Annotated in this window: 24 protein-coding genes; 10 read left to right on the forward strand and 14 right to left on the reverse strand. The window is 68.6% G+C overall.

The features are described 5' to 3' along the window. The first annotated feature begins 2 nt into the window (after nucleotides 1–2). Nucleotides 3–1,529, forward strand: coding sequence for an MFS transporter (locus AC07SQ_RS11610; RefSeq protein ID WP_495271136.1), 1,527 nt, complete (start codon nucleotides 3–5; stop codon nucleotides 1,527–1,529). Nucleotides 1,530–1,548: 19 nt separating this feature from the next. On the opposite strand, the gene AC07SQ_RS11615 is transcribed toward AC07SQ_RS11610, so the two are convergent. Then, nucleotides 1,549–2,448 carry a LysR family transcriptional regulator gene (locus AC07SQ_RS11615; protein ID WP_495271135.1) on the reverse strand — a complete coding sequence of 300 codons (900 nt, stop codon included), beginning with the start codon at nucleotides 2,446–2,448 and terminating at the stop codon, nucleotides 1,549–1,551. A 126-nt stretch (nucleotides 2,449–2,574) separates the two neighbouring features. Between AC07SQ_RS11615 and AC07SQ_RS11620 the strand changes: the two genes are divergently transcribed. The 4 genes from AC07SQ_RS11620 to AC07SQ_RS11635 are packed head-to-tail and all read left to right on the forward strand — an operon-like array spanning nucleotide 2,575 to nucleotide 5,088. After that, nucleotides 2,575–3,333, forward strand: a complete 759-nt coding sequence (locus tag AC07SQ_RS11620; RefSeq protein WP_495271134.1) for an SDR family oxidoreductase — start codon at nucleotides 2,575–2,577, stop codon at nucleotides 3,331–3,333. A gap of 36 nt (nucleotides 3,334–3,369) precedes the next feature. Then, entirely contained in the window at nucleotides 3,370–3,870 is a 501-nt protein-coding gene (locus AC07SQ_RS11625; RefSeq protein WP_495271133.1) for a DUF1097 domain-containing protein, read from the forward strand. Between the two features lie 50 nt (nucleotides 3,871–3,920). Continuing rightward, the gene (locus tag AC07SQ_RS11630) at nucleotides 3,921–4,814 is read left to right on the forward strand and encodes an SDR family NAD(P)-dependent oxidoreductase (protein ID WP_495271132.1); all 894 of its coding nucleotides are present in this window, start codon (nucleotides 3,921–3,923) and stop codon (nucleotides 4,812–4,814) included. 49 nt (nucleotides 4,815–4,863) lie between these two features. Continuing rightward, a complete protein-coding gene (locus AC07SQ_RS11635; RefSeq protein ID WP_495271131.1) occupies nucleotides 4,864–5,088 on the forward strand; it encodes a SlyX family protein in 225 nt (74 codons plus the stop codon). A 108-nt stretch (nucleotides 5,089–5,196) separates the two neighbouring features. On the opposite strand, the gene trhA is transcribed toward AC07SQ_RS11635, so the two are convergent. From trhA to cyoA, 8 genes are all read right to left on the reverse strand, one after another. Then, nucleotides 5,197–5,895 carry a PAQR family membrane homeostasis protein TrhA gene (trhA, locus tag AC07SQ_RS11640; RefSeq protein WP_495271130.1) on the reverse strand — a complete coding sequence of 233 codons (699 nt, stop codon included), beginning with the start codon at nucleotides 5,893–5,895 and terminating at the stop codon, nucleotides 5,197–5,199. 62 nt (nucleotides 5,896–5,957) lie between these two features. After that, nucleotides 5,958–6,521: a response regulator transcription factor gene (locus AC07SQ_RS11645; RefSeq protein ID WP_354343088.1), complete on the reverse strand. Its 564-nt coding sequence runs from the start codon at nucleotides 6,519–6,521 to the stop codon at nucleotides 5,958–5,960. After that, nucleotides 6,518–7,915: an ATP-binding protein gene (locus AC07SQ_RS11650; RefSeq protein ID WP_495271129.1), complete on the reverse strand. Its 1,398-nt coding sequence runs from the start codon at nucleotides 7,913–7,915 to the stop codon at nucleotides 6,518–6,520. Before AC07SQ_RS11650 ends, AC07SQ_RS11645 begins: the two co-directional genes overlap by 4 nt. Continuing rightward, complete coding sequence (locus AC07SQ_RS11655) at nucleotides 7,899–8,723, reverse strand: SURF1 family protein (protein ID WP_495260772.1); 825 nt, start codon at nucleotides 8,721–8,723, stop codon at nucleotides 7,899–7,901. The genes AC07SQ_RS11650 and AC07SQ_RS11655 overlap by 17 nt, the downstream gene beginning before the upstream one ends. Further along, a complete protein-coding gene (gene cyoD / locus AC07SQ_RS11660) occupies nucleotides 8,723–9,145 on the reverse strand; it encodes a cytochrome o ubiquinol oxidase subunit IV (protein ID WP_062469089.1) in 423 nt (140 codons plus the stop codon). The genes AC07SQ_RS11655 and cyoD overlap by 1 nt, the downstream gene beginning before the upstream one ends. Next, the gene (gene cyoC / locus AC07SQ_RS11665; protein ID WP_495271128.1) at nucleotides 9,142–9,783 is read right to left on the reverse strand and encodes a cytochrome o ubiquinol oxidase subunit III; all 642 of its coding nucleotides are present in this window, start codon (nucleotides 9,781–9,783) and stop codon (nucleotides 9,142–9,144) included. Before cyoC ends, cyoD begins: the two co-directional genes overlap by 4 nt. Continuing rightward, nucleotides 9,776–11,782: a cytochrome o ubiquinol oxidase subunit I gene (gene cyoB / locus AC07SQ_RS11670; RefSeq protein ID WP_070061503.1), complete on the reverse strand. Its 2,007-nt coding sequence runs from the start codon at nucleotides 11,780–11,782 to the stop codon at nucleotides 9,776–9,778. Before cyoB ends, cyoC begins: the two co-directional genes overlap by 8 nt. A 1-nt stretch (nucleotide 11,783) precedes the next feature. Continuing rightward, nucleotides 11,784–12,809, reverse strand: a complete 1,026-nt coding sequence (gene cyoA, locus AC07SQ_RS11675; protein ID WP_062469097.1) for a ubiquinol oxidase subunit II — start codon at nucleotides 12,807–12,809, stop codon at nucleotides 11,784–11,786. A 190-nt stretch (nucleotides 12,810–12,999) separates the two neighbouring features. Here cyoA and AC07SQ_RS11680 point away from each other — a divergent pair, with 190 nt between their 5' ends. Continuing rightward, nucleotides 13,000–14,340 (forward strand): MFS transporter, encoded by a 1,341-nt coding sequence (locus AC07SQ_RS11680; RefSeq protein WP_095743978.1) that lies wholly within the window; start codon nucleotides 13,000–13,002, stop codon nucleotides 14,338–14,340. 79 nt (nucleotides 14,341–14,419) lie between these two features. Continuing rightward, a complete protein-coding gene (locus AC07SQ_RS11685; RefSeq protein ID WP_070061505.1) occupies nucleotides 14,420–15,088 on the forward strand; it encodes an HAD family hydrolase in 669 nt (222 codons plus the stop codon). A 28-nt stretch (nucleotides 15,089–15,116) separates the two neighbouring features. Here AC07SQ_RS11685 and AC07SQ_RS11690 read toward each other — a convergent pair whose 3' ends face one another. The 5 genes from AC07SQ_RS11690 to AC07SQ_RS11710 form a co-directional block, all read right to left on the reverse strand. Then, nucleotides 15,117–16,118, reverse strand: a complete 1,002-nt coding sequence (locus tag AC07SQ_RS11690) for an isopenicillin N synthase family dioxygenase (RefSeq protein ID WP_495271127.1) — start codon at nucleotides 16,116–16,118, stop codon at nucleotides 15,117–15,119. Next, nucleotides 16,115–16,858: an amino acid ABC transporter ATP-binding protein gene (locus AC07SQ_RS11695; protein WP_070061507.1), complete on the reverse strand. Its 744-nt coding sequence runs from the start codon at nucleotides 16,856–16,858 to the stop codon at nucleotides 16,115–16,117. Before AC07SQ_RS11695 ends, AC07SQ_RS11690 begins: the two co-directional genes overlap by 4 nt. After that, complete coding sequence (locus AC07SQ_RS11700) at nucleotides 16,855–17,565, reverse strand: amino acid ABC transporter permease (protein ID WP_056578437.1); 711 nt, start codon at nucleotides 17,563–17,565, stop codon at nucleotides 16,855–16,857. Before AC07SQ_RS11700 ends, AC07SQ_RS11695 begins: the two co-directional genes overlap by 4 nt. Nucleotides 17,566–17,578: 13 nt before the next feature. After that, nucleotides 17,579–18,274, reverse strand: a complete 696-nt coding sequence (locus AC07SQ_RS11705; RefSeq protein ID WP_056578440.1) for an amino acid ABC transporter permease — start codon at nucleotides 18,272–18,274, stop codon at nucleotides 17,579–17,581. 121 nt (nucleotides 18,275–18,395) lie between these two features. Next, nucleotides 18,396–19,223, reverse strand: coding sequence for an ABC transporter substrate-binding protein (locus AC07SQ_RS11710; protein WP_307586262.1), 828 nt, complete (start codon nucleotides 19,221–19,223; stop codon nucleotides 18,396–18,398). A gap of 191 nt (nucleotides 19,224–19,414) precedes the next feature. Between AC07SQ_RS11710 and fabV the strand changes: the two genes are divergently transcribed. Genes fabV through AC07SQ_RS11725 form a run of 3 tightly spaced genes read left to right on the forward strand, consistent with a single transcriptional unit; the run spans nucleotide 19,415 to nucleotide 22,312 of the window. Beyond that, nucleotides 19,415–20,611: an enoyl-ACP reductase FabV gene (fabV, locus tag AC07SQ_RS11715; RefSeq protein ID WP_495271126.1), complete on the forward strand. Its 1,197-nt coding sequence runs from the start codon at nucleotides 19,415–19,417 to the stop codon at nucleotides 20,609–20,611. Between the two features lie 26 nt (nucleotides 20,612–20,637). Next, nucleotides 20,638–21,057, forward strand: coding sequence for a group II truncated hemoglobin (locus tag AC07SQ_RS11720; RefSeq protein WP_056578450.1), 420 nt, complete (start codon nucleotides 20,638–20,640; stop codon nucleotides 21,055–21,057). Nucleotides 21,058–21,088: 31 nt separating this feature from the next. Further along, nucleotides 21,089–22,312 carry an NAD(P)/FAD-dependent oxidoreductase gene (locus AC07SQ_RS11725; RefSeq protein ID WP_495271125.1) on the forward strand — a complete coding sequence of 408 codons (1,224 nt, stop codon included), beginning with the start codon at nucleotides 21,089–21,091 and terminating at the stop codon, nucleotides 22,310–22,312. The last annotated feature ends 52 nt before the right edge of the window (nucleotides 22,313–22,364 follow it).

The following is a 22,364-nucleotide window of genomic DNA, read 5'->3' on the forward strand; positions in this document are numbered from 1 at the left end:
CGATGTCCTCCTCCGATTCCAACAAGGCCTGGCTGCTCGCCGCCGTCTGCCTGGCCGCGCTCGGCATGCCGCTGAGCTTCACCGGCCCGGCCGTGGTGCTGCCCGCGATCCGCGACGCGCTGGGCGGCACGCCGGTGCAACTCAACTGGGTCACCAACGCCTTCATGCTGAGCTTCGGTGCCACGCTGATGGCGGCCGGCGCGCTGGCCGATGCGTACGGGCGCAAGCGCGTCTTCCTTCTGGGCCTGGCGGTGGTGGCGCTAAGCAGTGCGCTGCTGACGCTGGCGCCGGGCATCGTCGCCTTCGACCTCGCGCGCGCCGTGCAGGGGCTGGGCTCGGCAGCCGCTTTCGCAGCCGGCACGGCCGCGCTGGCGCAGCTGTTCGACGGGCCGGCGCGGCTGCGGGCGTTCAGCCTCATCGGCACCTCGTTCGGCGTGGGGCTGTCGTGCGGATCGATCCTCTCGGGCTGGCTGGCCGACACCGTCGGCTGGCATGCCGTGATGCTGAGCCCCGGCGCCGTGAGCCTCGTCGCGCTGGGCCTGGCCGCGCCGCGCATGCGCGAGTCGCGCAACCCGCAGGCGATGGGGCTGGACGTGCCGGGCACGCTGAGCTTCACGGCCGCGCTGAGCCTGCTGACGCTGGGCGTGCTGCAGGCGCCCGACAGCGGCTGGGGCAGCCCGTGGGTGCTCGCGGCGCTGGCCGGCGCGCTGGCCATGGGCGCGGCCTTCATCGCCATCGAGCGGCGCGTGGCGCATCCGATGCTCGACCTGTCGCTGTTCCGCTTTCCGCGCTTCGTCGGCGTGCAGCTGCTGGCCGCGGCGCCGGCCTACGGCTTTGTCGTGCTGCTGGTGCTGCTGCCGATCCGCTTCATCGGGCTCGAAGGGCGCAGCGCGCTGGAGGCGGGCGGCTTCATGTTCGCGCTGTCGGGGCCGATCCTCGTGGTGCCGACGCTGGCCGCGTGGCTCGCGCACCGCTTCTCGGCGGGCGTGATTTCGGCGGTGGGACTGTTGGTGTGCGCGGCGGGGCTCGTGTGGCTCGCCCGCTGCGCGCCGGGCACGCCCTTGCACGGCCTCGTGGGCCCGCTGCTGCTGATCGGTGCGGGCATCGGCCTGCCGTGGGGGCTGATGGACGGCCTGGCCGTGAGCGTGGTGCCGCGCGAGCGGGCGGGTATGGCGTCGGGCATCTTCAACACGGTGCGCGTCGCGGGGGAGGGCATTGCGCTGGCGCTGGTGGCGGCGGGGCTCACGGCGCTGGTGGCGCTGCAGCTGAAGGCGTCGTCGTCGCCTTCGTCCGTGGCGGTGTCGCAGGCGGCGCAGCGCGTGGCGACGGGCGACATGGCGCAGGCGCTGGCTTTGCTGCCGGGCATGGATCGCGCGGCGCTGCTGCATGCGTATGGCGCCGCGTTCGCGACGCTGCTGTGCGTGCTGGCTGGGGTGACGGTGCTGACGGCGGTGGTGGTGTTTGCATTCCTGCGCGGCGATGCGCCGTCACATCACCCGGAGGCGACGTTGGAGTGCCCGGTTTCCTGAAGCATGTCGGGCGCGGTGCTCAGCCCTGCGCGGTGTCTTCTGCGAAGAGACCGCGCAGCCACTGCGTGAACACCCGCACCCGCGACGACAGCTGCCGGTTCTGCGGATACAGCACCGACACCGGCATCGGCGGCGGCGCAAAGCCCGGCAGCACCGCCTGCAGGCGCCCGTCCGCCAGCTCGGCCGCCACGCGGTAGCGCGGCACCTGCACCAGCCCGAGGCCCACGACGGCGGCGCCCGTGTACAGGTCGGCGCCTGTGACTGACACGGTGGCGGCCAGCTGCACGGGGCGCACCTGACCGTCGACCGTGAACTCGAGCGGCAGCGGCTTGCCCGTGCTGCTCGACACGTAGTGCACCGCGCGGTGCGAAGCCAGCGCGGCCAGGTCGGCGGGCTCGCCGTGCGCCGCGAGGTAGCCGGGGCTCGCCACCGTCACCTGCGGCAGCAGCGCCACGCGCTGCGCGACCAGTGACGAGTCCTGCAGCGGGCCGGCGCGCAGCACGCAGTCGACGCCTTCGCGCACCAGGTCGACCAGCCGGTCGTCCTCGCCGATGTGCAGCTGCAGGCCCGGATGGCGGGCGAGGAAGGCGGGCAGCGCCGGCACCACGAAGTGCCGCGCCAGCGTGCCCTGCAGGTTCACGCGCAGCAGGCCCTGCGGCGCCGCGTGGGTGAAGGCGCCCTCGGCCTCTTCCACGTCCGCCAGCAGTCGCACGCAGCGCTGGTAGTGGGCCTCGCCGTCCTGCGTGAGGCGCACGGTGCGCGTGGTGCGCTCGAGCAGCCGGGCGCCCAGGCGCGATTCGAGCCGCTGGATCAGCGTGGTGAGGGTGGCGCGCGGAATCTGCAGGTCGTCCGAGGCCTGCGTGAAGCTCTGGCGCTCGGCGATGCGCACGAAGGCCTGCATTTCCTGGAAGCGGTCCATGGGGTCGCCCTTCGTGCCTATTGTTTAAGTAAATGGAATTTTATTGTCGAATGGGTGCTGATTATCTTTTGGGTGGAATGGCCGACCATCCGTTTCGTCCACTCACCACCCCCAAGGAATCGCGCCATGAACACCATCGCCACTTCTGCTTCGCTGCCCACCCGCGTCGCCCTCGTCACCGGCGCCTCGCGCGGCATCGGCGCCGCCATCGCCCGCCGGCTCGCTGCCGACGGTTTCGCCGTCGCCGTCAACTACGCCGCGGGCGCCGTGCCGGCCGAAGCGCTGGTCTCTGAACTGAAGGCCACCGGCGCCCGCGCCCTCGCGGTGCAGGCCGACGTGGCGAACGCCGACGCGGTGCGCGTCATGTTCGACACCGTCGAAGCGCAGCTCGGCCCTGTCGACGTGCTGGTCAACAACGCCGGCGTGCTCCAGACCGCGCCGCTGGCCGCACACAGCGACGCGCTCTACGACCACACCTTCGACATCAACGTGCGCGGCACCTTCAACACCCTGCGCGAGGCGGCGACCCGGCTCGCCGAGGGCGGGCGCATCGTCAACTTCTCGAGCACCACGCTCGCGCTGCACATGCCGGGCTACGCGATCTACAACGCCACCAAGGCGGCGGTCGAGGCCTTCACGCACGTCTTCGCCAAGGAACTGCGCGGCCGACGCATCACGGTGAACGCCGTGGCGCCGGGCCCGGTCGCGACCTCGCTGTTCCTGGACGGCAAGACCGACGAGCAGATCCAGGCCTTCGCCCAGATGCCACCGCTGCAGCGCCTGGGCCAGCCGGAAGACATCGCCTCGGTGGTGTCGTTCCTGGCGGGGCCGGACGCGGGGTGGGTCAACGGACAGGTGCTGCGGGCCAACGGCGGCGTGGCCTGAGCGGTGGCCTCTCACGACATCCACGGAGCACGCACCATGCATCCGCCTTCACCCCGCGCGGCCACCCCGCGCTTCTTCAGCCTCGCGTACACGGCGTTCACGGCCGCCGCTGCGGTGGTGGCCGCCGCCGCCTCGGCGATGGCGCTCGTGCTCGAACTGCCCGTGTGGGCGATGTTCGTCGGCTGGGTGGCGTTCTACACCCGCGGCGCCACCGCACGCGACGGCGTGTTCAACCTCGTCTGCGTGAGCCTGGGCCTGCTGATCGGCAAGGGCGCGGCGCTCGCCATCGCCGCGCTGGCCCCGATCGCGGGCGCCGCGGCGCTGCCGGTGGTGGTGCTGTTCGTGGCGCTCCTCGTGGTGTCGATGCGCAGCGTGCCGCGACTGAACAACCTGCTGTGCTACTTCCTCGGGCTGATCGCGTTCTTCGCGGTCCACCAGCCCCCTTCGCTGTCGCTGTTCGCCACGCTGGCCGGCGCGGCGGCACTCGGGTCGATGGCGGCGTGGGTGGCCCACCTGCTGCAGCGCCGCGTGCGCTGACCACCGGACTTTCCTTTCTTCCCTCTCACCTTCATTCAAGGCGTTCCATCATGCAATCCGTCATCCTCGTCACTGGCGCCGGCTCCGGCATCGGCAAGCTCAGCGCGCAGGCGCTCGCCGAAGCGGGCCACATCGTCTATGCCTCCATGCGTGACATCGCGGGCCGGAACAAGGCGCGCGCGGCCGAGCTGCGTGCCCTGGCCACGGCCCAGGGGCTTCAGCTGCATCCGATCGAACTCGATGTGCTGTCGCAGGCCTCCGCCGATGCCGCCGCGGCGACCATCGTCCAGGCGCAGGGCCGCCTCGATGTGGTGATGCAGAACGCGGGCCATCTCGTGGTCGGGCCGACCGAGGCCTTCACGCCGGAAGACATCACCCAGGTGTTCGACACCAACGTGCTCGGCGCCCAGCGCGTGAACCGCGCGGTGCTGCCATACCTGCGCCAGCAGGAGTCGGGGCTGATGCTGTGGATCAGCAGCACGACCACCAAGGGCGGCTTTCCGCCGTTCATGGGCCCGTACGGCGCGGCCAAGGCGGCCATGGATTCGCTGGCGGTGACGCTGGCCTACGAGATCGCGCGCTTCGGCATCGAGACCTCGATCGTCGTGCCGGGCGCGTTCACCCGGGGCACCGATCACTTTCCGAGCGCGGGCAAGCCCTCCGACGCGGCCATTGCCGCCGCCTACAGCCGCTATGACGGCGTGATGGACCGCATCGGCGAGCGCCTGTCCGCCCTCACGCCCGAGCATGCCGATCCGCAGGCCGTGGCCGACGACATCGTGCGCATCGTGGGCCTGCCGGCGGGCACGCGGCCGATGCGTTCGCTGATCGACTTCGTGGGCGACGGCGCGGCCGAGGTCTTCGAGGTGTCGGAGCGCGTGCGCATCGACTTCGCCCGGCGCATCGGCATGGGCGACCTGCTCGAGGCGAAGGTCCGGCGCTGAGCGGGGCGCTGTCAACAAGAAGCGGTGGATCTTCCTGTCCAATAGCGGCATGGAACATTCATCGAACGACGTGACAGAGCGCCTGAACGACCTCGAGATCAAGTCGAGCTACGCCGAAGACCTGCTCGAGCAGCTGAACATGACGATCTACCGGCAACAGCAGCAGATCGACAGCCTGATCCTGCAGGTCGCGCAACTCAGGCTGCAAAGCCAGAACGCAGGGCAGGATGGGGGCGCACGCAACCTGCGCGACGAGCTCCCGCCCCATTACTAATCACTCCCCCAGGCTTCGCGCACTTCGTGTCGCTTCGCCAACCCCCTCGCCGGGGGCAACACCGGCGGCCCGGCAAAGCCGGTTCCACGGTGTTTCACGAAGGATCGGTCAGCCGTGCGCGTGCCACAGCACGGCGAAGAAGTGGCAGGTGCTGCCGGCCAGCACGAAGAGGTGCCACACCGAATGCGCGTAGCGCACCTTGTTGTCGAACAGGAACACCACGGCCCCGGCCGTGTAGAACAGCCCGCCGGCCACGAGCCAGGCCAGCCCCGCCGATGACATGCGCTCGTACAGCGGCACCGCTGCCATCAGCGCCATCCAGCCCATCGCCACGTACAGGCCGGTCGACCACAGCGGGTGCTGCAGGCGGTTGAACAGCTTGGCGCCCACGCCCAGCACGGCGGCGGCGGTGATGGCGCCGAACAGCGTCCAGCCCCAGGGCCCGCGCAGCACGCCGAACAGGAAGGGCATGTAGCTGCCCGCAATGAACAGGTAGATGGCCGCGTGGTCGAGCCGGTTGAACCAGGCCTTGGCGCGGCCGATCGGCAGCGCGTGGTACAGCGTGGAGATCAGGTACAGCACGATGGCCGTGCCCGCGAAGAGCGAGGCGCCCACCACGGCCGCGGCCTGGCCCTTCTGGGCGGCGCTGTAGACCAGGATCGGCAGCGAGGCGATCGCCAGCAGCAGGCCCAGGCCGTGGCTCAGGGCGTTGAAGAGCTCTTCCATCGCGGTCTGGTCGCGCGCGGCGGTTTTCTTCGCGGTGGTGGAACGGGCGGGCTGCAGCTGCAGCGGCGGGCTATTCGTCATCAGGAACAGAGCCTCCGGGATCGGTGTTGGTTCCGCAAAAATCGCGAAACCGGCAGATCATGTTACTTGACCTGCTGTTTGCCGAGTTTGCGTGCCAATGTGCGCCGATGCATGCCAAGCCGGCGCGCGGTTTCCGAGATGTTGAAGCCGGTCTCGGCCAGCATTTCGTGGATGCGCTCCCACTCCAGCGTCTTGATCGAGGTGGAGCGGTTGGTCAGTTCGACCTCGGTGGTGCCGGCGGCGCGGCCGAAGGCGGCCTCGATGTCGTCGGTGTTCGAGGGCTTGGCCAGGTAGTGGCAGGCGCCGAGCTTGATAGCCTCGACGGCGGTGGCGATGCTCGCGAAGCCGGTGAGCACCACGATCAGCATTTCGGCGTCGTGCCGGTGCAGCATCTGCACGCAGGCCAGGCCCGAGGCCTCGCCGTTGAGCTTCAGGTCGACCACGGCGTAGCCGGGCGAGGGGCCGTCGCCTTCCTCGAGCAGCGCTTCCACCTCCTCGAGGTTGCGCGCATGCAGCACCACGTAGCCGCGCCGCTCGAAGGAGCGGGCGAGCGTGCGCGCGAAGGCCTCGTCGTCCTCGACGATGAGCAGCTGGCGGACTTCGGCGGTGTCGGGGGTGGGCGTCATGGGCTGGTGGGGGCCTTGGGGGCGGCGGTGTCCGCGAGGGCGGTGGCGGTGTCGTCTTCGTCCTCTTCGAGCACGATGGCCGCCAGCGGCAGCGTGATGATCACGATGGCGCCGCCCTCGGGGCGGTTGCGCACGGCGACGCGTCCGCCCAGGGTGCGCGCCACGTTCACGACCAGGAACAGGCCGAGCCCGCCGCCGGGCCGGCCCTTGCTCGACTGGTAGGGCTTGCCGAACTCCGCGAGGATGGCCGGCATGAAGCCGGGGCCCGCGTCGGTGACGGTGATGGTGAGCGCGTCGGCGTCGTGCGTGGCTTCCAGGCGCAGCCAGTGCGGCGAGGCCTCGAGCGCGTTGTCGAGCACGTTGCACACCATCTGCTTGATGGCCGAGTCGGACACCATGGGCAGGTCCTGCCCGAACAGGTTCTCGTAGTCGAACTCCTCGACCGGGCGCGTGGTGCGCCATTCTTCTACCAGGTCGTCCAGGAAGGTGCGCACGGTGGTTTCCTCGGACGACTCGCCGCGCGTCTCGCCGGCCGACAGCAGGATGCCGCTCACGATGCTCTTGCAGCGCTGGATCTGCACTTCCATCTCGGCCACTTCCTGCAGCAGCTCGGGGTCGGAGCTGAAGTGCGGCAGCCGGCGCCAGTCGCCCAGGATCACGGCCAGCGTGGCCAGCGGCGTGCCCAGCTCGTGCGCCGCGCCCGAGGCCAGCAGGCCCATGCGCACGATGTGTTCTTCTTCGGAGGCGCGCTGGCGCAGGTCGGCCAGCCGCGCGTCGCGCACGCGCAGGTTGCGGCTGATGCGCGTGATGAAGACCACCAGCAGCGCGGCATTGAGCGCAAAGCACACCAGCATGCCCTGCACGTAGGGGCTCCACAGGCCGCGGTCGTGGTCCAGCGGCAGCGGCAGCGGGCGCGAGAACAGCGCCAGGCCCGCGAAGCACAGGCCGGTGATGACCACGATGGTCCAGGTCGACCAGGCCTTGAGCAGCACCGCGCCCAGGATCACCTGCAGCAGGTACAGAAAGACGAAGGGGTTGGTGGCGCCGCCGCTGAGGTACAGCTGGGCCGTGAGCGTGGCCACGTCGACCAGCAGCGCGACGAACAGCTCTTCGTTGGTCACGCGGCCATGGATGCGCAGGCGCAGCAGGCTCACCATGTTGAACAGCGCGAGGCAGGTGAGCACCTGCAGCATGTGGTTCAGCGGCAGGCGGATGCCGAAGCCGTAGTGCACCACGAGGATGGTGGCCACCTGCCCGACCACGGCGAACCAGCGCAGCTGGATCAGCTGCTGCATGTTCTGGTGGCCGATGGCGTTGTCCAGGCTCGCGACGCCCGCGCGCGGGGCGTGCAGCTCGCCGGCCACCGCGACGAGCTTGTCAGTCGCGGCGGGCATCGGCGGGGTCGGGGCGTGCGGCGTCGGCATGCGGTGCATTTTCGCCGCTACCGTCTTGCGATGCCCGTCGGCGCCGGTCGTCGCGCCACACGAACCCGTAGGCGCCGAGCACCATCAGCGCCAGCCCGTACCAGGTGAGGGCGTAGACGAGGTGGCTGTTGGGGAAGGCGATGACCGTCAGGCCGCCCGCCGGCCACGTGGGCGTGGCCTGTGCGGGCGCGGGCCCGGCCTCGGCATCGACGAAGTAGGGCGCCACGTCGGCCAGGCCGCGCGCGGCGGCAATGGCCTGCACGTCGCGCGAGAACCAACGGTCGGCCGCGGGGTCGTTCGTGCGCAGGAAGCCGCCCTTGGGTTCGGTCAGGCGCAGCAGGCCGGCCACGGTGGTGTCGCCCTGGGGCTCGGGCGCGGTGCGCGCCGCGCGTTCACGCGCTTCAGGCGGCACGAAGCCGCGGTTGACGAGCACGACGCTGCCGTCGGCGCTGCGCAGCGGGGTCAGCACCCAGAAGCCGGCCCCGAGCCGGGTGCTGGCCTGCACCAGCGCTTCCTTGTCATGGAGGAACGTGCCGCGAAGGCGCACGTGCCGGTATTCGTCGTTGGCCGCGTTGACCGTGGGCCATTCGGGTCGCGCCGGCGCGTCGGCGGCCGGGGCGTGCACGCGCTGGTCGACGCGGGCGATGAGATCGAGCTTCCAGGCCCTGCGCTCGACCTGCCAGGTGCCGAGCGCAAGAAAGCCGGCAAAGGCCAGGAGGGCGCAGACCGCCAGCGCCGCACGCGTGACAACGGAGCGCGGGCGGGCGGCCGGGGCCATCAGGGCATGTTCTTCATGTCGTGGACCATGGCCGGCATCATGTTGGTGTTCATGTGATACATGACCCACAGCGAACCGGCCAGCGTGATGACCACGAGCACCAGCGTGAAGATCAGCGCCAGCATGTTCCAGCCGCCTTCGGACTTGGCGTCCATGTGCAGGAAGTACACCATGTGGACCACGATCTGCACCACGGCGAAGCCGAGGATGACGAGGGCGGTGGTGCTCGGGTTGGCGATCACCTTGCCCATCACGAGCCAGAACGGGATCGCGGTCAGGATCACGGCCAGCACGAAGCCGGTCATGTAGCCCTTGAAGGTGCTGTGGCTGACCGGGCCGTCGTCGTGGTGGTCGCCGTGACCGTGGCTGTCGTGTGCGCCGTGGCCGTGCGCGGCGGTGGCGGTGTGTGCGGGGGCGCTCATGCCATCGATCCCATGAGGTAGACAAAGGTGAAGACGCCGATCCACACGACGTCCAGGAAGTGCCAGAACATCGACAGGCACATCAGGCGGCGGCGGTTGGCGGCGGTGAAGCCGTGCTTGGGCAGCTGGACCATCAGCACGACGAGCCAGATGATGCCGAAGCTCACGTGCAGGCCGTGCGTGCCCACCAGCGCGAAGAACGACGACAGGAACGCGCTGCGCTGCGGGCCGGCGCCTTCGTGCAGCAGGTGCGCGAACTCGTACAGCTCCAGGCCGATGAAGCCCAGGCCCAGGAGGCCCGTGATGCCCAGCCACAGCAGCACGCCGCCCATGCGCTTGCGCTGCATCTCGAGCATCGCGAAGCCGTAGGTGATCGACGACAGCAGCAGCAGCGAGGTGTTCATCGCCACCAGCGGCAGGTCGAACAGGTCGGCGCCCGAGGGGCCGGCCGCGTAGCTGCGGCCCAGCACGCCGTACACCGCGAACAGGCAGGCGAAGATGAGGCAGTCGCTCATCAGGTAGAGCCAGAAGCCCAGCAGCGTGCCGTTCTCGGGGTGGTGGTCCTCGTTGCGGACGTGGAACAGGTCGAACGCCGGTGCGTTCGCGTTCCGGGAGGGGTGGGCGGTGGTATCAGACATGGGCGGTGGCCAGCAGGCGCGTGCGTGCTTCTTCGGTGCGAACGACTTCTTCCGCGGGGATGTAGTAGTCGCGCTTGTAGTTGAAGGTGTGGGCGATGATCGCGACCATCATGGCCACGAAGCCGATGCCGGCCACAAGCCACATCTGCCAGATCAGGGCAAAGCCGCACACCGCGCTCAGCGCCGCGATGACGAAGCCGGCGGCCGTGTTCTTGGGCATGTGCACGGGGCTGAAGCCGTCCAGCGGACGCTGGTAGCCGCGGGCCTTCATGTCGGTCCAGGCGTCGTTGTCATGCACGCGCGGCGTGAACGCGAAGTTGTAGGCCGGCGGCGGCGACGAGGTCGACCACTCCAGCGTGCGGCCGTTCCACGGGTCGCCCGTGGTGTCGCGCAGCGACTCGCGGCGAATGAAGCTCACCACCAGCTGGATCAGGAACGAGGCGATGCCCAGCGCGATCAGCACGGCGCCGAAGGCGGCGACCTGGAACCAGATCTGCAGCGACATGTCCTGGAAGTGGCTCATGCGGCGCGTGACGCCCATCAGGCCCAGGATGTACAGCGGCATGAAGGCCATCCAGAAGCCGACGATCCAGAACCAGAACGAGCACTTGCCCCAGAACGGATCCAGCTTGTAGCCGAAGGCCTTCGGGAACCAGTAGGTGATGCCCGCCAGCATGCCGAACAGCACGCCGCCGATGATCACGTTGTGGAAGTGGGCAATCAGGAACAGGCTGTTGTGCAGCACGAAGTCGGCCGGGGGCACGGCCAGCAGCACGCCGGTCATGCCGCCGATCACGAAGGTGATCATGAAGCCGATGGTCCACATCATGGGCAGCTCGAAACGGATGCGGCCGCGGTACATGGTGAAGAGCCAGTTGAAGATCTTCGCCCCTGTGGGGATCGAGATGATCATCGTCGTGATGCCGAAGAACGAGTTCACGCTGGCGCCGGAGCCCATGGTGAAGAAGTGGTGCAGCCACACGAGGTACGACAGGATCGTGATCACGACCGTGGCGTACACCATCGAGGCGTAGCCGAACAGGCGCTTGCCCGAGAAGGTGGAGACCACTTCCGAGAAGATGCCGAAGGCCGGCAGGATCAGGATGTACACCTCGGGGTGGCCCCAGATCCAGATCAGGTTCACGTACATCATGGCGTTGCCGCCCATGTCGTTCGTGAAGAAGTTGGTGCCGACATAACGGTCCAGCGACAGCAGGGCCAGCACGGCCGTGAGCACCGGGAAGGCGGCCACGATCAGCACGTTGGTGCACAGGGCGGTCCAGGTGAAGACGGGCATCTTCATCATGGTCATGCCGGGCGCGCGCATCTTCACGATGGTGGCCAGCAGGTTCACGCCCGAGAGCAATGTGCCCACCCCCGCGATCTGCAAGGACCAGATGTAGTAATCGACCCCCACGTCAGGACTGAACAGGATGCCCGACAGCGGCGGGTACGCCAGCCAGCCGGTCTTGGCGAACTCGCCCACGAACAGCGAGGCCATCACGAGGCCGGCGCCGAAGGTGGTCATCCAGAAGCTGAAGTTGTTCAGGAACGGGAAGGCCACGTCGCGCGCGCCGATCTGCAGCGGCACCACGAAGTTCATGAGGCCCGTGACCAGCGGCATCGCCACGAAGAAGATCATGATCACGCCGTGGGCGGTGAAGATCTGGTCGTAGTGGTGCGGCGGCAAGAAGCCCGCGTTGTCGCCGAAGGCGACGGCCTGCTGGGCCCGCATCATCAGTGCGTCGGCGAAGCCGCGCAGCAGCATCACCAGGCCCAGGATGATGTACATGATGCCGATCTTCTTGTGGTCGATGCTGGTGATCCAGTCATTCCACAAGGTGCCCCACAGCTTGAAGTAGGTCACGGCGCCCAGCAGCGCCAGGCCGCCCAGGATCACGGCCGCGAAGGTCACGAGCAGGATGGGCTCGTGAAGGGGAATCGCCTCCCAGGAGAGGCGGCCGAAGACGAGCTTCGTCAGGTCTAGGTTCTGCAACATCTTAGTCTTCGGTGGTGCACATCGCGGTGACGTACTTGCGCTTGGGCGTGTCGAGGGAGTCGGCCTGCCAGGCCTGCTTGGTGGCGACGTTGAAGGCGCCGGGCTTGCCCAGGCCGCCGTCGGCGTCGATGGCCATCATTTCCTTCATGCACATCTTGTTGCGGTCGACGCACAGGTTCAGGATGGCGTCGTACAGGGCCGGGTCGACCGCGGCGTAGTGGCGCACGGGCTCGCGCTCGCTCGGCACTTCGAGCTTCTTGTATTGCTCGCGGGTCAGTTCGCCCTCTTTGCCGGTCTTGACCTTGGCCACCCACTGGTCGAAGCCGTCATGGCTCAGGCCGTGGAACTTGAAGCGCATGCCCGAGAAGCCCGCGCCGCTGTAGTTGGCGGAGAAACCGTCGAACTCGCCCGGCTTGTTGATCACCGCGTGCAGCTTGGTCTCCATGCCCGGCATGGCATAGATCTGGCCGGCCAGCGCGGGGATGAAGAAGGAGTTCATGACCGACGAGGCCGTGATCTTGAAGCTGATCGGGCGGTCCACCGGGGCGGCCAGCTCGTTCACCGTGGCGATGCCCTGCTCGGGGTAGATGAAGAGCCACTTCCAGTCCAGCGCCACCACCTCGACCACCAGCGGCTTGGTTTCGGCGGGAATCGGGCGCTGCGCGTCCAGGCGGCTCAGCGGGCGGTACGGGTCCAGCGTGTGGGTGCTGATCCAGGTGATCGCGCCCAGCGCGATGATGATCAAGAGCGGCGCGGCCCAGATCGCCAGCTCGAGCTGCGTGGAGTGGTCCCAGTCGGGGCTGTAGGTGGCCTCCTTGTTCGACTGGCGATAGCGCCAGGCAAAGAAGATGGTCAGGGCGATCACCGGAATGATGATGATCAGCATCAGCACCGTGGAGACGACGATCAGGCGTCCCTGCTGGTTGGCGATGTCGCCGGAGGGGTTCAACAGCACCGTGTTGCAGCCCGCCAGGAAAATGGCGGAAAGCAGCAGAAGTGCTCGGCGAAGGGTCTTGAGGATGTGCATGCCGGGAGAGGAAAGTGCGAAGGCCGCGCAAAAATGACCCTGCAATCTACGCCGCCCAAGGGATTCCGCCTATTGGACGTTTTGTCCTATGGCGGTAAACGCAATTCGGTGAGACGCTACAGGGTGTCCAGAATTTCCCCTGTGTCGTGCCCCGGCATGACACCCGAATTACAGCCAGCCAGCTAGCAAGATGACGACGTCCAGCATCAGTCCACCAGGCGCCCAGCCTGTGTCGCACCCGACCGAAGGCGGCGCCCGCGCCGCAGACGCCGACCATTCGCACATCGCCCCGGGCGAGATCGCGGTCGGCGTGGTCATCGGCCGCGCCTCCGAGTATTTCGACTTCTTCGTCTACGGCATCGCCTCGGTGCTGGTGTTCCCGGCGGTGTTCTTTCCGTTCGAGCAGCGCCTGGAAGGCGTGCTCTGGGCCTTCGTGATCTTCTCGTTCGCCTTCATCGCGCGCCCCTTCGGCACCGTGATCTCGATGGCGATCCAGCGGCGCTTCGGGCGCGAGACCAAGCTGACCATCGCGCTGTTCCTGCTGGGCACCTCCACCGCCGGCATCGCCTTCCTGCCGGGCTACGCGAGCATCGGTTTCACGGCCATCGTGCTGCTGTCGATCTTCCGCTTTGCCCAGGGCCTGGCGCTGGGCGGCTCGTGGGACGGCCTGCCGTCGCTGCTGGCGCTGAACGCACCGCCCAACAAGCGCGGCTGGTACGCCATGCTGGGCCAGCTGGGCGCACCGCTGGGCTTCTTCCTGGCCAGCGCGCTGTTCGCGTACCTGTATTCCAGCCTGCCGCTGGCCGACTTCCTCGACTGGGGCTGGCGCTACACCTTCTACGTGGCCTTCGCCATCAACGTCGTGGCGCTGTTCGCGCGCCTGCGCCTGGTGGCCACCGACGAGTACGCGCGCCTGCTCGAAGAGCGCGAGCTGCAGCCCACCAGCGTGGTCGAGTTGACCCGTTCGCAGGGCGCCAACCTGCTGATCGGCGCGTTCGCCGCGCTGGCCAGCTACGCGCTGTTCCACCTGATCACGGTGTTCCCGCTGTCGTGGATTTCGCTGTACTCCGACCAGTCGATCACCGAGTTCCTGATCGTGCAGATGGTCGGCGCGGTGTTCGGCGCCATCGGCATCGTGGCCTCGGGCCTGATCGCCGACCGCATCGGCCGTCGCTTCACGCTCGGCGGCCTGGCCGCCATGATCGCCGTGTTCAGCGGCTTCGCGCCCACGCTGCTCGACGGCGGGCGCATCGGCCAGGACATCTTCATCGTGCTGGGCTTTGCGCTGTTGGGCCTGTCGTACGGCCAGGCGGCCGGCGCCGTGACCTCCAACTTCGCGCCCAAGTACCGCTACGTGGGCGCGGCCCTCACGGCCGACCTGGCCTGGCTGATCGGCGCGGCCTTTGCCCCGCTGGTCGCCCTGGGCCTGTCGGCGCACTTCGGCCTGGCCTTCGTGAGCATCTACCTGCTGTCGGGCGCGCTCGGCACGCTGGCGGCGCTGGGGCTGAACCGGGCGCTGGCGCGGGACTGACCGGCAGCGTTTCTCGAACGAAGGGGCCGATGGCCCCTTTTTTCATGGCCACCGCGTCGCTCGCTTAGGATTCGCCTCGATGTTCACCGCCGCCATTTTTGACATGGATGGGCTGCTGATCGATTCGGAGCGCCCCATCATGGCCGCCTGGATCGCCGCGGCCCGCACGCTCGATGTCGAGCTTTCGCACGCCCAGTACCTGCAATGCGTGGGGCTGGCGATGAGCGAGTCGAAGCAGATCCTTGCGGCGCTGCTCGGCGGCCCCGCCGCCTACCAGCACGCGGCGACGCAGGTGACCGCCGCGCTGCAGTTGGAACGCGCCGACGGCGACGCCCGGCCGCTCTTTCCCATCAAGCCCGGCGCGGCCGAGCTGCTCGCCGCCTTGCGCGGGCGCGGCACGCGCTGCGCGGTGGCCTCGTCGTCCACGCGCGGCCAGATCGCGGCCTGCCTGGGCAGCCTCGACGTGCTCCACCATTTCGAGGCCTTCGCGGGCGGCGACGAAGTGGCGCGCGCCAAGCCCGACCCGGCGCTGTACCGCCTCGCGGCCGAGCGCCTGGGCGTGGACCCTGCGGAATGCGTCGCCTTCGAGGACAGCGAGAACGGCGCCAAGGCCGCGCTGGCCGCCGGGATGCGCGTGGTGGTGGTGCCCGACCTCAAGCACCCGCCCGAGGCGATCGTCGCGCAGGCCTTCCAGGTGCTCGATTCGCTGCACGACGCGATGCCGCACGTGCCGCGCTGGTTTCCCTGACGAAGTCAGGGCCCGTGTTCAGTTCAGTTCAGAGCACTTCGTCCCGCAGCTGCGGGAACACCTTCGACACCTTGGCCAGCAGGTAGTCGCCGTAGCGGCCGCTGAAGGCGTGCACGTTGGCGCGGTCCCAGCGCTCGGCGCTGTCGTCCAGCGCGTCGGCACCGGCCAGGCCTTCGATGCGCTGCACGCGGGCCTCGAAGTTCGGGTCGAAGAACAGCGGGAACGACAGCCGGTCGCGGCCCGAGGTGTTGCGCTTCACGCGGTGCGGGGTCGACTTGTAGAGCCCGCCGGTCATGCGGTCGAGCATGTCGCCGATGTTGCAGACGAAGGCGCCGGGCACCGGCGGCGCATCGATCCAGCCGCCCGGCGTGTGCACCGCGAGGCCGCCCACGGTGTCCTGGTGCAGGATCGTGAGCAGGCCGTAGTCGGTGTGCTCGCCCACGCCCCATTGCACGTCCAAGCCCTCGGGCACGGCCTGCGTCGGGTAGTTGAAGAGGCGGAACAGGATCAGCGGGTCGCCCGTGTAGCGCTCTGCAAAATAGTCCGCGGGCAGGCCGAGGCTCAGCGCGATGCCTTCCATGAGCCGGTGGCCCAGCTGCGTGACGGCGTCCATGTACGCGAGGATGGTCTCGCGAAAGTCCGGCACGTCGGGAAAGAGGTTCGGCCCATGCACCGGCGTCTTCGCCTGCACCAGCGGGTGGTCGGCGGGCAGCTCGGTGCCCAGGTACAGGCCTTCCTTCCAGTCGGGCCGGCCCGAGGTCAGCTCGCCGCCGCGCGGGAAGAAGCCGCGCCAGGCACGGCCGCCCAGGGCCATGCGCCATTGCATCTTGGTTTCTTCGGGCAGGTCGAAGAACCGGTGGCTCAGGTCTTCGAGCCGCTGGATCAATGCGGCGTCGACACCGTGGCCTGTGACGTAGAAGAAACCGTGCGCGCGGCAGGCGTCGCCGATCTGCGCCGCCACGCGTTCGCGTTCGGGCGCGCCGGCCACGAGCGGCGCGACGTCGATGAGGGGGAGGGAGGAGTCGGTCATGCGTCTCTCGAAAAAGGCGAACGGATGTCGGACAGGAACTGCTGCGCACGCGGGTGCTGCGGGCGGTTGAAGAAATCGTCGGGCGTGGCGCGTTCGAGCACCTGGCCCTGGTCCATGAAGAGCACGCGGTCGGCCACCTCGCGCGCGAAGCCCATCTCGTGCGTGACGCACACCATGGTCATGCCGTCGCGCGTGAGGTCGCGCATCACCAGCAGCACCTCGCCGACCATCTCGGGGTCGAGTGCGCTGGTGGGCTCGTCGAACAGCATCAGCGGCGGCTTCATGGCGAGCGCGCGCGCAATGGCCACGCGCTGCTGCTGGCCGCCCGACAGCTCGCCGGGCCACGCGTTGGCCTTGTTCGCGAGGCCCACGCGCTCCAGCAGCGCCATCGCGCGTTCGTCGGCCTCCTTGCGCGACAGGCCGTGCAACTGCATCGGCGCCATGGTGCAGTTCTGCAGCACGCTCAGGTGCGGGAACAGGTTGAACTGCTGAAAGACGAAGCCGATGCGCGAGCGGAACGCGTTCACGTCCAGGCCCGGCGCGTGGATGTCCTGCCCGTCGAGCGTGATGCGGCCCGACTGGATCGGCTCCAGCCGGTTGAAGGTGCGGATCAGCGTCGACTTGCCCGAGCCCGAGGGCCCGCACACCACGACCACCTCGCCCTTGTGGATGGTCTCGGTCACGTCGACCAGCGCGTGGTAGCTGCCGTACCACTTGTTGACTTGTTGGAGTTCGATCATGCGGGCACCTTGAGGGTGGCGGCGGGAAGGCCGCGGCGCGCGAGCCGGCGCTCCAGCCAGTAGGCGAAGCGCGAGAGGCCGAAGCACAGGATGAAGTAGGTCAGGCCCAGGATCAGGTAGATCTGCGCCGGCTTGGTGAACACCTGCGTGTTGATCTGCGTGGCGATGAACGACACCTCGGCCAGCCCGATGATGTAGCCCAGCGAGGTCTCCTTGATGGTCGAGACGAACTGGTTCACCAGCGAGGGCAGCATGCTGCGCAGCGCCTGCGGCAGCACCACGAGGCGCATCGCGCCGAAGTAGCTCAGGCCGAGCGCGCGCGCGGTTTCCATCTGCCCGCGCGGCAGGCCCTGGATGCCGGCGCGCACGATCTCGGCGAGGTAGGCGGCATCGAAGATCACCAGCGCGATCAGCATGGTGGTGAACTGGTCGGTCTTCACGCCCGTGACGCTGGGCAGGAAGAAGTAGGCCCAGAAGATCACCATCAACAGCGGCAGGCCGCGCACCACGAACACCAGCGCCGTGACGGGCCAGCGCACGCAGCGCCAGGGGCTCACGCGCGCCAGGCCGAGCACGATGCCCAGCGGCAGCGCGAGCACCAGCCCGCACGAGGCCAGCAGCAGCGTGAGCACCAGGCCGCCGAGCGGGCCGTTGGGATACTGCCCAATGAGAAAGTAGACCCAGTAGTCGTTGATGATTTCGAGCATCAGCGCACCGCCTTCAGATCGTCCGCACCGGGAAGCGGTGGTGGTACCAGGTGGCGAGCCCGGTGATGGCCAGCGACACCGTCAGGTACGCCGCGCTCGCGAACGCGAACGACTCGAAGCTGCGGAAGGTCGCGCTCTCGACCTGCCCGGCCTGGTACATCAGCTCGGCCACGCCGATCACGGTGGCGATCGATGTGTTCTTCCACAGGCTCAGCGTCTGCGAGATGAGCGGCGGCACGGTCACGCGCAGCGCCTGCGGCAGCACCACGCGGCGCATGGTGGCCAGGAAGCTGAAGCCCAGCGCGCGGCCAGCCTCGAACTGCACGGCCGGGATCGAGCGGATGCCGCTGCGGATGTCCTCGGCCATGAAGGCGGCCGTGTACAGCGACAGCGCCACGATCGCGCTGTAGGCCTCGATGTGGCCTTCATAGAGCCAGGTCTTGAGGCCCTCGGGCAGCAGCTCGGGCGCGCCGAAATACCAGAACAGCATGTGGGCCAGCAGCGGGATGTTGCGGATCGATTCCACGTACGCAAAGCCGAGCCAGCGCAGCGGCGCCAGCGGCGAGAGCCGCAGCAGCGCCACCACCAGCGCCAGCGGCAGCGCGAAGACGAGCGAGACCGCGAGCAGCTGCAGCGACAGCCACAGGCCCGCGACCAGCATGTCGTGGTACTGGCCGGTCAGCAGCAACGAATAGTCGAACAGGGGCATGGGAAACGGGGGGCACGGCGAAAGGCGCCGGGGCGCACATGGTACGCATGCGGGCCGTGCCGCTCAAAAGCGAAGGGCGGGTCGCATGGCGGCCCGCCCCTGGTGTGCCGAGCGTGGGGGCTCAGTCGATCTTGTCGGTCTCGAGCTTGAAGTCGCGCGTCTGGAAGCCTGATGCCGTGCTCGGGCCGTACCACTTGAGGAAGATCTTCTGCGCTTCGCCCGACTTCTCGAGTTCACGCAGCGTGTCGTCCACCACCGTCTTCAGGCCGCTCTCGCCCTTCTTGATGCCGATGGCCAGCGACTCGGTGCTCAGGTTCTGCTTGAGCACCACGTACTGCGCCTTCTGCGGGCCCAGCTTGGCGTAGCTGCGCAGCAGCGCGGCCTCGTCGTCCACGTAGCCCACGCCCTTGCCCTGCTGCAGCGCCTGGAAGGCCTGCTGGCTGGTGTCGAAGGTCACGACCTCGGCGGTGGGCACGGCCTTGCGGATGTTGGGTTCCTGCGTGCCGCCGCGGATGGTCAGCACCTTCTTGCCGCCGAGCTGCGGTACGTCGGTGATGCCGCTGGTCTTCTTCACGATGGCCTTCTGGCCGGTGACGAAGGTGGTGAGCGAGAAGTCGATCTGCGCCTCGCGCTCCTTGTTGTGCGTGAGGCCGGCGGCCACCAGGTCCACGTGGCCCTGCTGCAGCTCGGGAATGCGCGCGGCCACGGCGATCTGCTTGAGCACCGGCTTCACGCCGATCTTCTTGGCGATGGCGTTCACCAGGTCGACCTCGTAGCCGACGATCTGGCGCGTCTTCGGATCGATGAAGGTGGCGGGCTCGTCGGTGCCGAGCACTCCGACCACGAGTTCGCCCTTCTTCTTGATGTCGGCGAGCTGGTCCGCATGGGCGGCAACGCCGGTCAGCAGGGCGGAAGCGGCAAGGGCCGCGGCAAGCAGGGTGTGGCGCATGGTGGGGATCGTCCTCTCTCCAGAGTGAAATTCAGGCCGGAACCATATCAATAAAACCCAAGATTATTAAATCGTCAATCGACATATGCATATGGGGCTGATGAATCGGCCTGTTGCCGGCTGGGTTAAATTCGCGACGCCGCGACGTGCCCCGCCGCCGTCCCCCGAATGTCTTACCGAGCGAGCTTTTCATGATCATCCAACCCCGCGTGCGCGGCTTCATCTGCGTCACCACCCACCCCGTGGGCTGCGAAGCCAATGTCCGGCAACAGATCGACTACGTCAAAGCCAGGCCCCCCATCGCGGGCGGCGCCAAGCGCGTGCTGGTGATCGGCGCGTCCACCGGCTACGGCCTGGCCGCGCGCATCACCGCGGCCTTCGGCTGCGGCGCCGACACGCTGGGCGTGTGCTTCGAACGCGCGGGCAGCGCGACCAAGCCCGGCTCGCCCGGCTGGTACAACACCGCCGCCTTCCACCGCGCCGCCACGGCCGAGGGGCGCTACGCGAAGACGATCAACGGCGACGGCTTTTCCGACGCGGTGAAGCAACAGGCCATCGAGACCATCCGCGCCGACCTCGGCCAGGTCGACCTCGTGGTCTACAGCCTGGCCGCGCCGCGCCGCACGCACCCCAAGACGGGCCAGGTCTTCAACTCCGTGCTCAAGCCCATCGGCAAGGCCGTGACGCTGCGCGGCCTGGACACCGACAGCGGGACCGTGAAGGAATCGGTGCTCGAGCCCGCCACGCAGGAAGAGATCGACAACACCGTCGCCGTCATGGGCGGCGAAGACTGGCAGATGTGGATCGACGCGCTGCAGCAGGCCGGCGTGCTGGCCGACGGCGCCAAGACCACGGCCTTCACCTACCTGGGCGAGCAGATCACGCACGACATCTACTGGAACGGCTCCATCGGCGCCGCCAAGAAGGATCTGGACGAGAAGGTGCTGGACATCCGCGCGCAGCTGGCGGCCAAGGGCGGCGACGCGCGCGTGTCGGTGCTGAAGGCGGTGGTCACGCAGGCCAGCTCGGCCATTCCGATGATGCCGCTGTACCTGTCGCTGCTGTTCAAGGTGATGAAGGCCGAAGGCACGCACGAGGGCTGCATCGAGCAGGTGCACGGCCTGTACGCCGACAGCCTGTACGGCGCCACGCCGCACCTGGACGACGAAGGCCGCCTGCGGGCCGACTACAAGGAACTGGCACCGCAGGTGCAGGCGCGCGTGCAGGAACTCTGGCCGCAGGTCACCGACGCCAACCTCGATGAGTTGACCGATTTCGCGGGCTACAAGACCGAGTTCCTGCGCCTGTTCGGCTTCGCCGTCGACGGCGTGGACTACACGGCCGACGTGAGCACCGATGTGGGCATTCCCGATCTGATCCAACTCTAGAGCGCCCCGAGGGGATACTCCCGCCCATGCAGATTCAAGACAAACCGCCCGCCGGCACGCCCTTCGAGTGGATCGGCGGCGAGCCGAAGGTGGAGGCGCTGGTCGAGCGCTTCTACGACCTGATGGACCTCGAGCCGGCCTACGCGCAACTGCGCGCCGTGCACGGCACCGACCTGGACAACGCGCGCCAGCGCTTGTTCTGGTTCCTCTGTGGCTGGCTCGGCGGGCCCGCCCATTACACCGACCGCTTCGGCCACCCCATGCTGCGCGCGCGGCACCTGCCGCAGGCCATCGGCGGCCACACCATCGGCATCAAGGAACGCGACCAGTGGCTGGCCTGCATGGACCAGGCGATGGGCGAGACCGGTGTGCCTGAAGACCTGCGCGCACGCTTGCGCGACTCCTTCTTCAAGACCGCGGATTGGATGCGCAACCGCGGTGAGTGACCCGACAACGATTCCCGAAAGACTGTTCTCCATGAATTCCATCGTCATCATCGGCGGCGGCCACGCCGCGGCCCAGCTCTGCGCGGGCCTGGCGGAAGCCGGGCAGGGCGCGCGCGTGCACCTGGTCTGCGAAGAGGCCTGCGAGCCGTATCACCGCCCGCCGCTGTCGAAGGCCTTCCTCAAGAGCGCCGACGAAACCACGCAGCCGCACAAGGCTGCCGACTGGTACCGCGAAGCGGGCATCACGCTGCACCTGGGCGACGCCGCCGTGGCCATCGACCGCGAGGCGCACACCGTCACGCTGCGCTCGGGCGCGGTGCTGCCGTGGGAGCGCCTGGTGCTGGCCACCGGCACGCGCGCACGCCAGATGCCTGGCCTGCAGGCCGGCCTCGAAAACGTGGCGAGCCTGCGCGCCGCCGACGAGGCGCAGCGCCTGCGCACACGGCTGGCGGATGCGCAGCAGGTCACGGTGCTGGGCGGCGGCTTCATCGGCCTCGAAGTGGCAGCCACCGCGCAGGCGCTGGGCAAGCGCGTACAGGTGATCGAATGCGCGCCGCGCCTCTTGGGCCGCGCCGTGTCGCCCGAGCTGTCGGCGCATGTGCTCGCCACGCACCGCGCGGCCGGCATCGACATCGTGCTGGGTGCGCAGACCGGCGCCTTCGAGGTCGTGGGCGACCGGCTCGTGTCGGTCGAGGTCAACGGCGTGAAGCAGCCGAACGACCTGCTGCTGCTGGGCATCGGCGCCGTGCCCGAGACCGCGCTCGCGCAGGCCGCGGGCCTCGAGTGCGCCGACGGCATCGTGGTCGACGGCCACATGCAGACCAGCGCGGCCGACGTGCTCGCGGTGGGCGACTGCACGCGCTTCCCCGACCGCCGCGCGGGCCGCGCGCTGCGGCTCGAATCGGTGCAGAACGCGAACGACCAGGCGCGCACGGCCGTGGCCACGCTGACCGGCGCCGCACGCGATCACGACGCGGTGGCGTGGTTCTGGTCCGACCAGGGCGGTCTGCGCCTGCAGATGGCGGGCCTCATGCCGGCCGAAGGCACGCCGGGCCTGGTGAGCGTGCGCCGCGCGGGGCCGAAGCCCGAGGCGTTCTCGCTGTTCCACTACGTCGACGGCCAGCTCGTGTGCGTCGAATCGGTGAACGCGCCGGTCGATCACATGATGAGCCGCAAGCTGCTCGAAGCGGGCCGCAGCCCCGCGCCCGAGGCGGTGGCGGACGCGGCGGTACCACTAAAGAATCATCTGGCGTAACTGCTGTCGCAACGGCGCTGCACGGCAGGCCCGGATTCACCGGTCTGTCACC

This window comes from Variovorax sp. GW821-FHT06D12 (assembly GCF_059419205.1).

What these genes read in the sequence shown, in the direction of transcription:
- AC07SQ_RS11615 (WP_495271135.1), bottom strand. Translation starts at nt 2,448, where the DNA reads ATGGACCGCTTCCAGGAAATGCAGGCCTTCGTGCGCATCGCCGAGCGC.
- AC07SQ_RS11625 (WP_495271133.1), top strand. Translation starts at nt 3,370, where the DNA reads ATGCATCCGCCTTCACCCCGCGCGGCCACCCCGCGCTTCTTCAGCCTC.
- cyoB (WP_070061503.1), bottom strand. Translation starts at nt 11,782, where the DNA reads ATGTTGCAGAACCTAGACCTGACGAAGCTCGTCTTCGGCCGCCTCTCC.
- AC07SQ_RS11685 (WP_070061505.1), top strand. Translation starts at nt 14,420, where the DNA reads ATGTTCACCGCCGCCATTTTTGACATGGATGGGCTGCTGATCGATTCG.
- AC07SQ_RS11635 (WP_495271131.1), top strand. Translation starts at nt 4,864, where the DNA reads ATGGAACATTCATCGAACGACGTGACAGAGCGCCTGAACGACCTCGAG.
- AC07SQ_RS11610 (WP_495271136.1), top strand. Translation starts at nt 3, where the DNA reads ATGTCCTCCTCCGATTCCAACAAGGCCTGGCTGCTCGCCGCCGTCTGC.
- AC07SQ_RS11705 (WP_056578440.1), bottom strand. Translation starts at nt 18,274, where the DNA reads ATGCCCCTGTTCGACTATTCGTTGCTGCTGACCGGCCAGTACCACGAC.
- AC07SQ_RS11650 (WP_495271129.1), bottom strand. Translation starts at nt 7,915, where the DNA reads ATGCCCGCCGCGACTGACAAGCTCGTCGCGGTGGCCGGCGAGCTGCAC.
- AC07SQ_RS11725 (WP_495271125.1), top strand. Translation starts at nt 21,089, where the DNA reads ATGAATTCCATCGTCATCATCGGCGGCGGCCACGCCGCGGCCCAGCTC.
- AC07SQ_RS11695 (WP_070061507.1), bottom strand. Translation starts at nt 16,858, where the DNA reads ATGATCGAACTCCAACAAGTCAACAAGTGGTACGGCAGCTACCACGCG.
- AC07SQ_RS11710 (WP_307586262.1), bottom strand. Translation starts at nt 19,223, where the DNA reads ATGCGCCACACCCTGCTTGCCGCGGCCCTTGCCGCTTCCGCCCTGCTG.
- AC07SQ_RS11630 (WP_495271132.1), top strand. Translation starts at nt 3,921, where the DNA reads ATGCAATCCGTCATCCTCGTCACTGGCGCCGGCTCCGGCATCGGCAAG.
- fabV (WP_495271126.1), top strand. Translation starts at nt 19,415, where the DNA reads ATGATCATCCAACCCCGCGTGCGCGGCTTCATCTGCGTCACCACCCAC.
- AC07SQ_RS11620 (WP_495271134.1), top strand. Translation starts at nt 2,575, where the DNA reads ATGAACACCATCGCCACTTCTGCTTCGCTGCCCACCCGCGTCGCCCTC.
- AC07SQ_RS11645 (WP_354343088.1), bottom strand. Translation starts at nt 6,521, where the DNA reads ATGACGCCCACCCCCGACACCGCCGAAGTCCGCCAGCTGCTCATCGTC.
- AC07SQ_RS11720 (WP_056578450.1), top strand. Translation starts at nt 20,638, where the DNA reads ATGCAGATTCAAGACAAACCGCCCGCCGGCACGCCCTTCGAGTGGATC.
- AC07SQ_RS11680 (WP_095743978.1), top strand. Translation starts at nt 13,000, where the DNA reads ATGACGACGTCCAGCATCAGTCCACCAGGCGCCCAGCCTGTGTCGCAC.
- AC07SQ_RS11690 (WP_495271127.1), bottom strand. Translation starts at nt 16,118, where the DNA reads ATGACCGACTCCTCCCTCCCCCTCATCGACGTCGCGCCGCTCGTGGCC.
- cyoC (WP_495271128.1), bottom strand. Translation starts at nt 9,783, where the DNA reads ATGTCTGATACCACCGCCCACCCCTCCCGGAACGCGAACGCACCGGCG.
- AC07SQ_RS11655 (WP_495260772.1), bottom strand. Translation starts at nt 8,723, where the DNA reads ATGGCCCCGGCCGCCCGCCCGCGCTCCGTTGTCACGCGTGCGGCGCTG.
- cyoD (WP_062469089.1), bottom strand. Translation starts at nt 9,145, where the DNA reads ATGAGCGCCCCCGCACACACCGCCACCGCCGCGCACGGCCACGGCGCA.
- cyoA (WP_062469097.1), bottom strand. Translation starts at nt 12,809, where the DNA reads ATGCACATCCTCAAGACCCTTCGCCGAGCACTTCTGCTGCTTTCCGCC.
- trhA (WP_495271130.1), bottom strand. Translation starts at nt 5,895, where the DNA reads ATGACGAATAGCCCGCCGCTGCAGCTGCAGCCCGCCCGTTCCACCACC.
- AC07SQ_RS11700 (WP_056578437.1), bottom strand. Translation starts at nt 17,565, where the DNA reads ATGCTCGAAATCATCAACGACTACTGGGTCTACTTTCTCATTGGGCAG.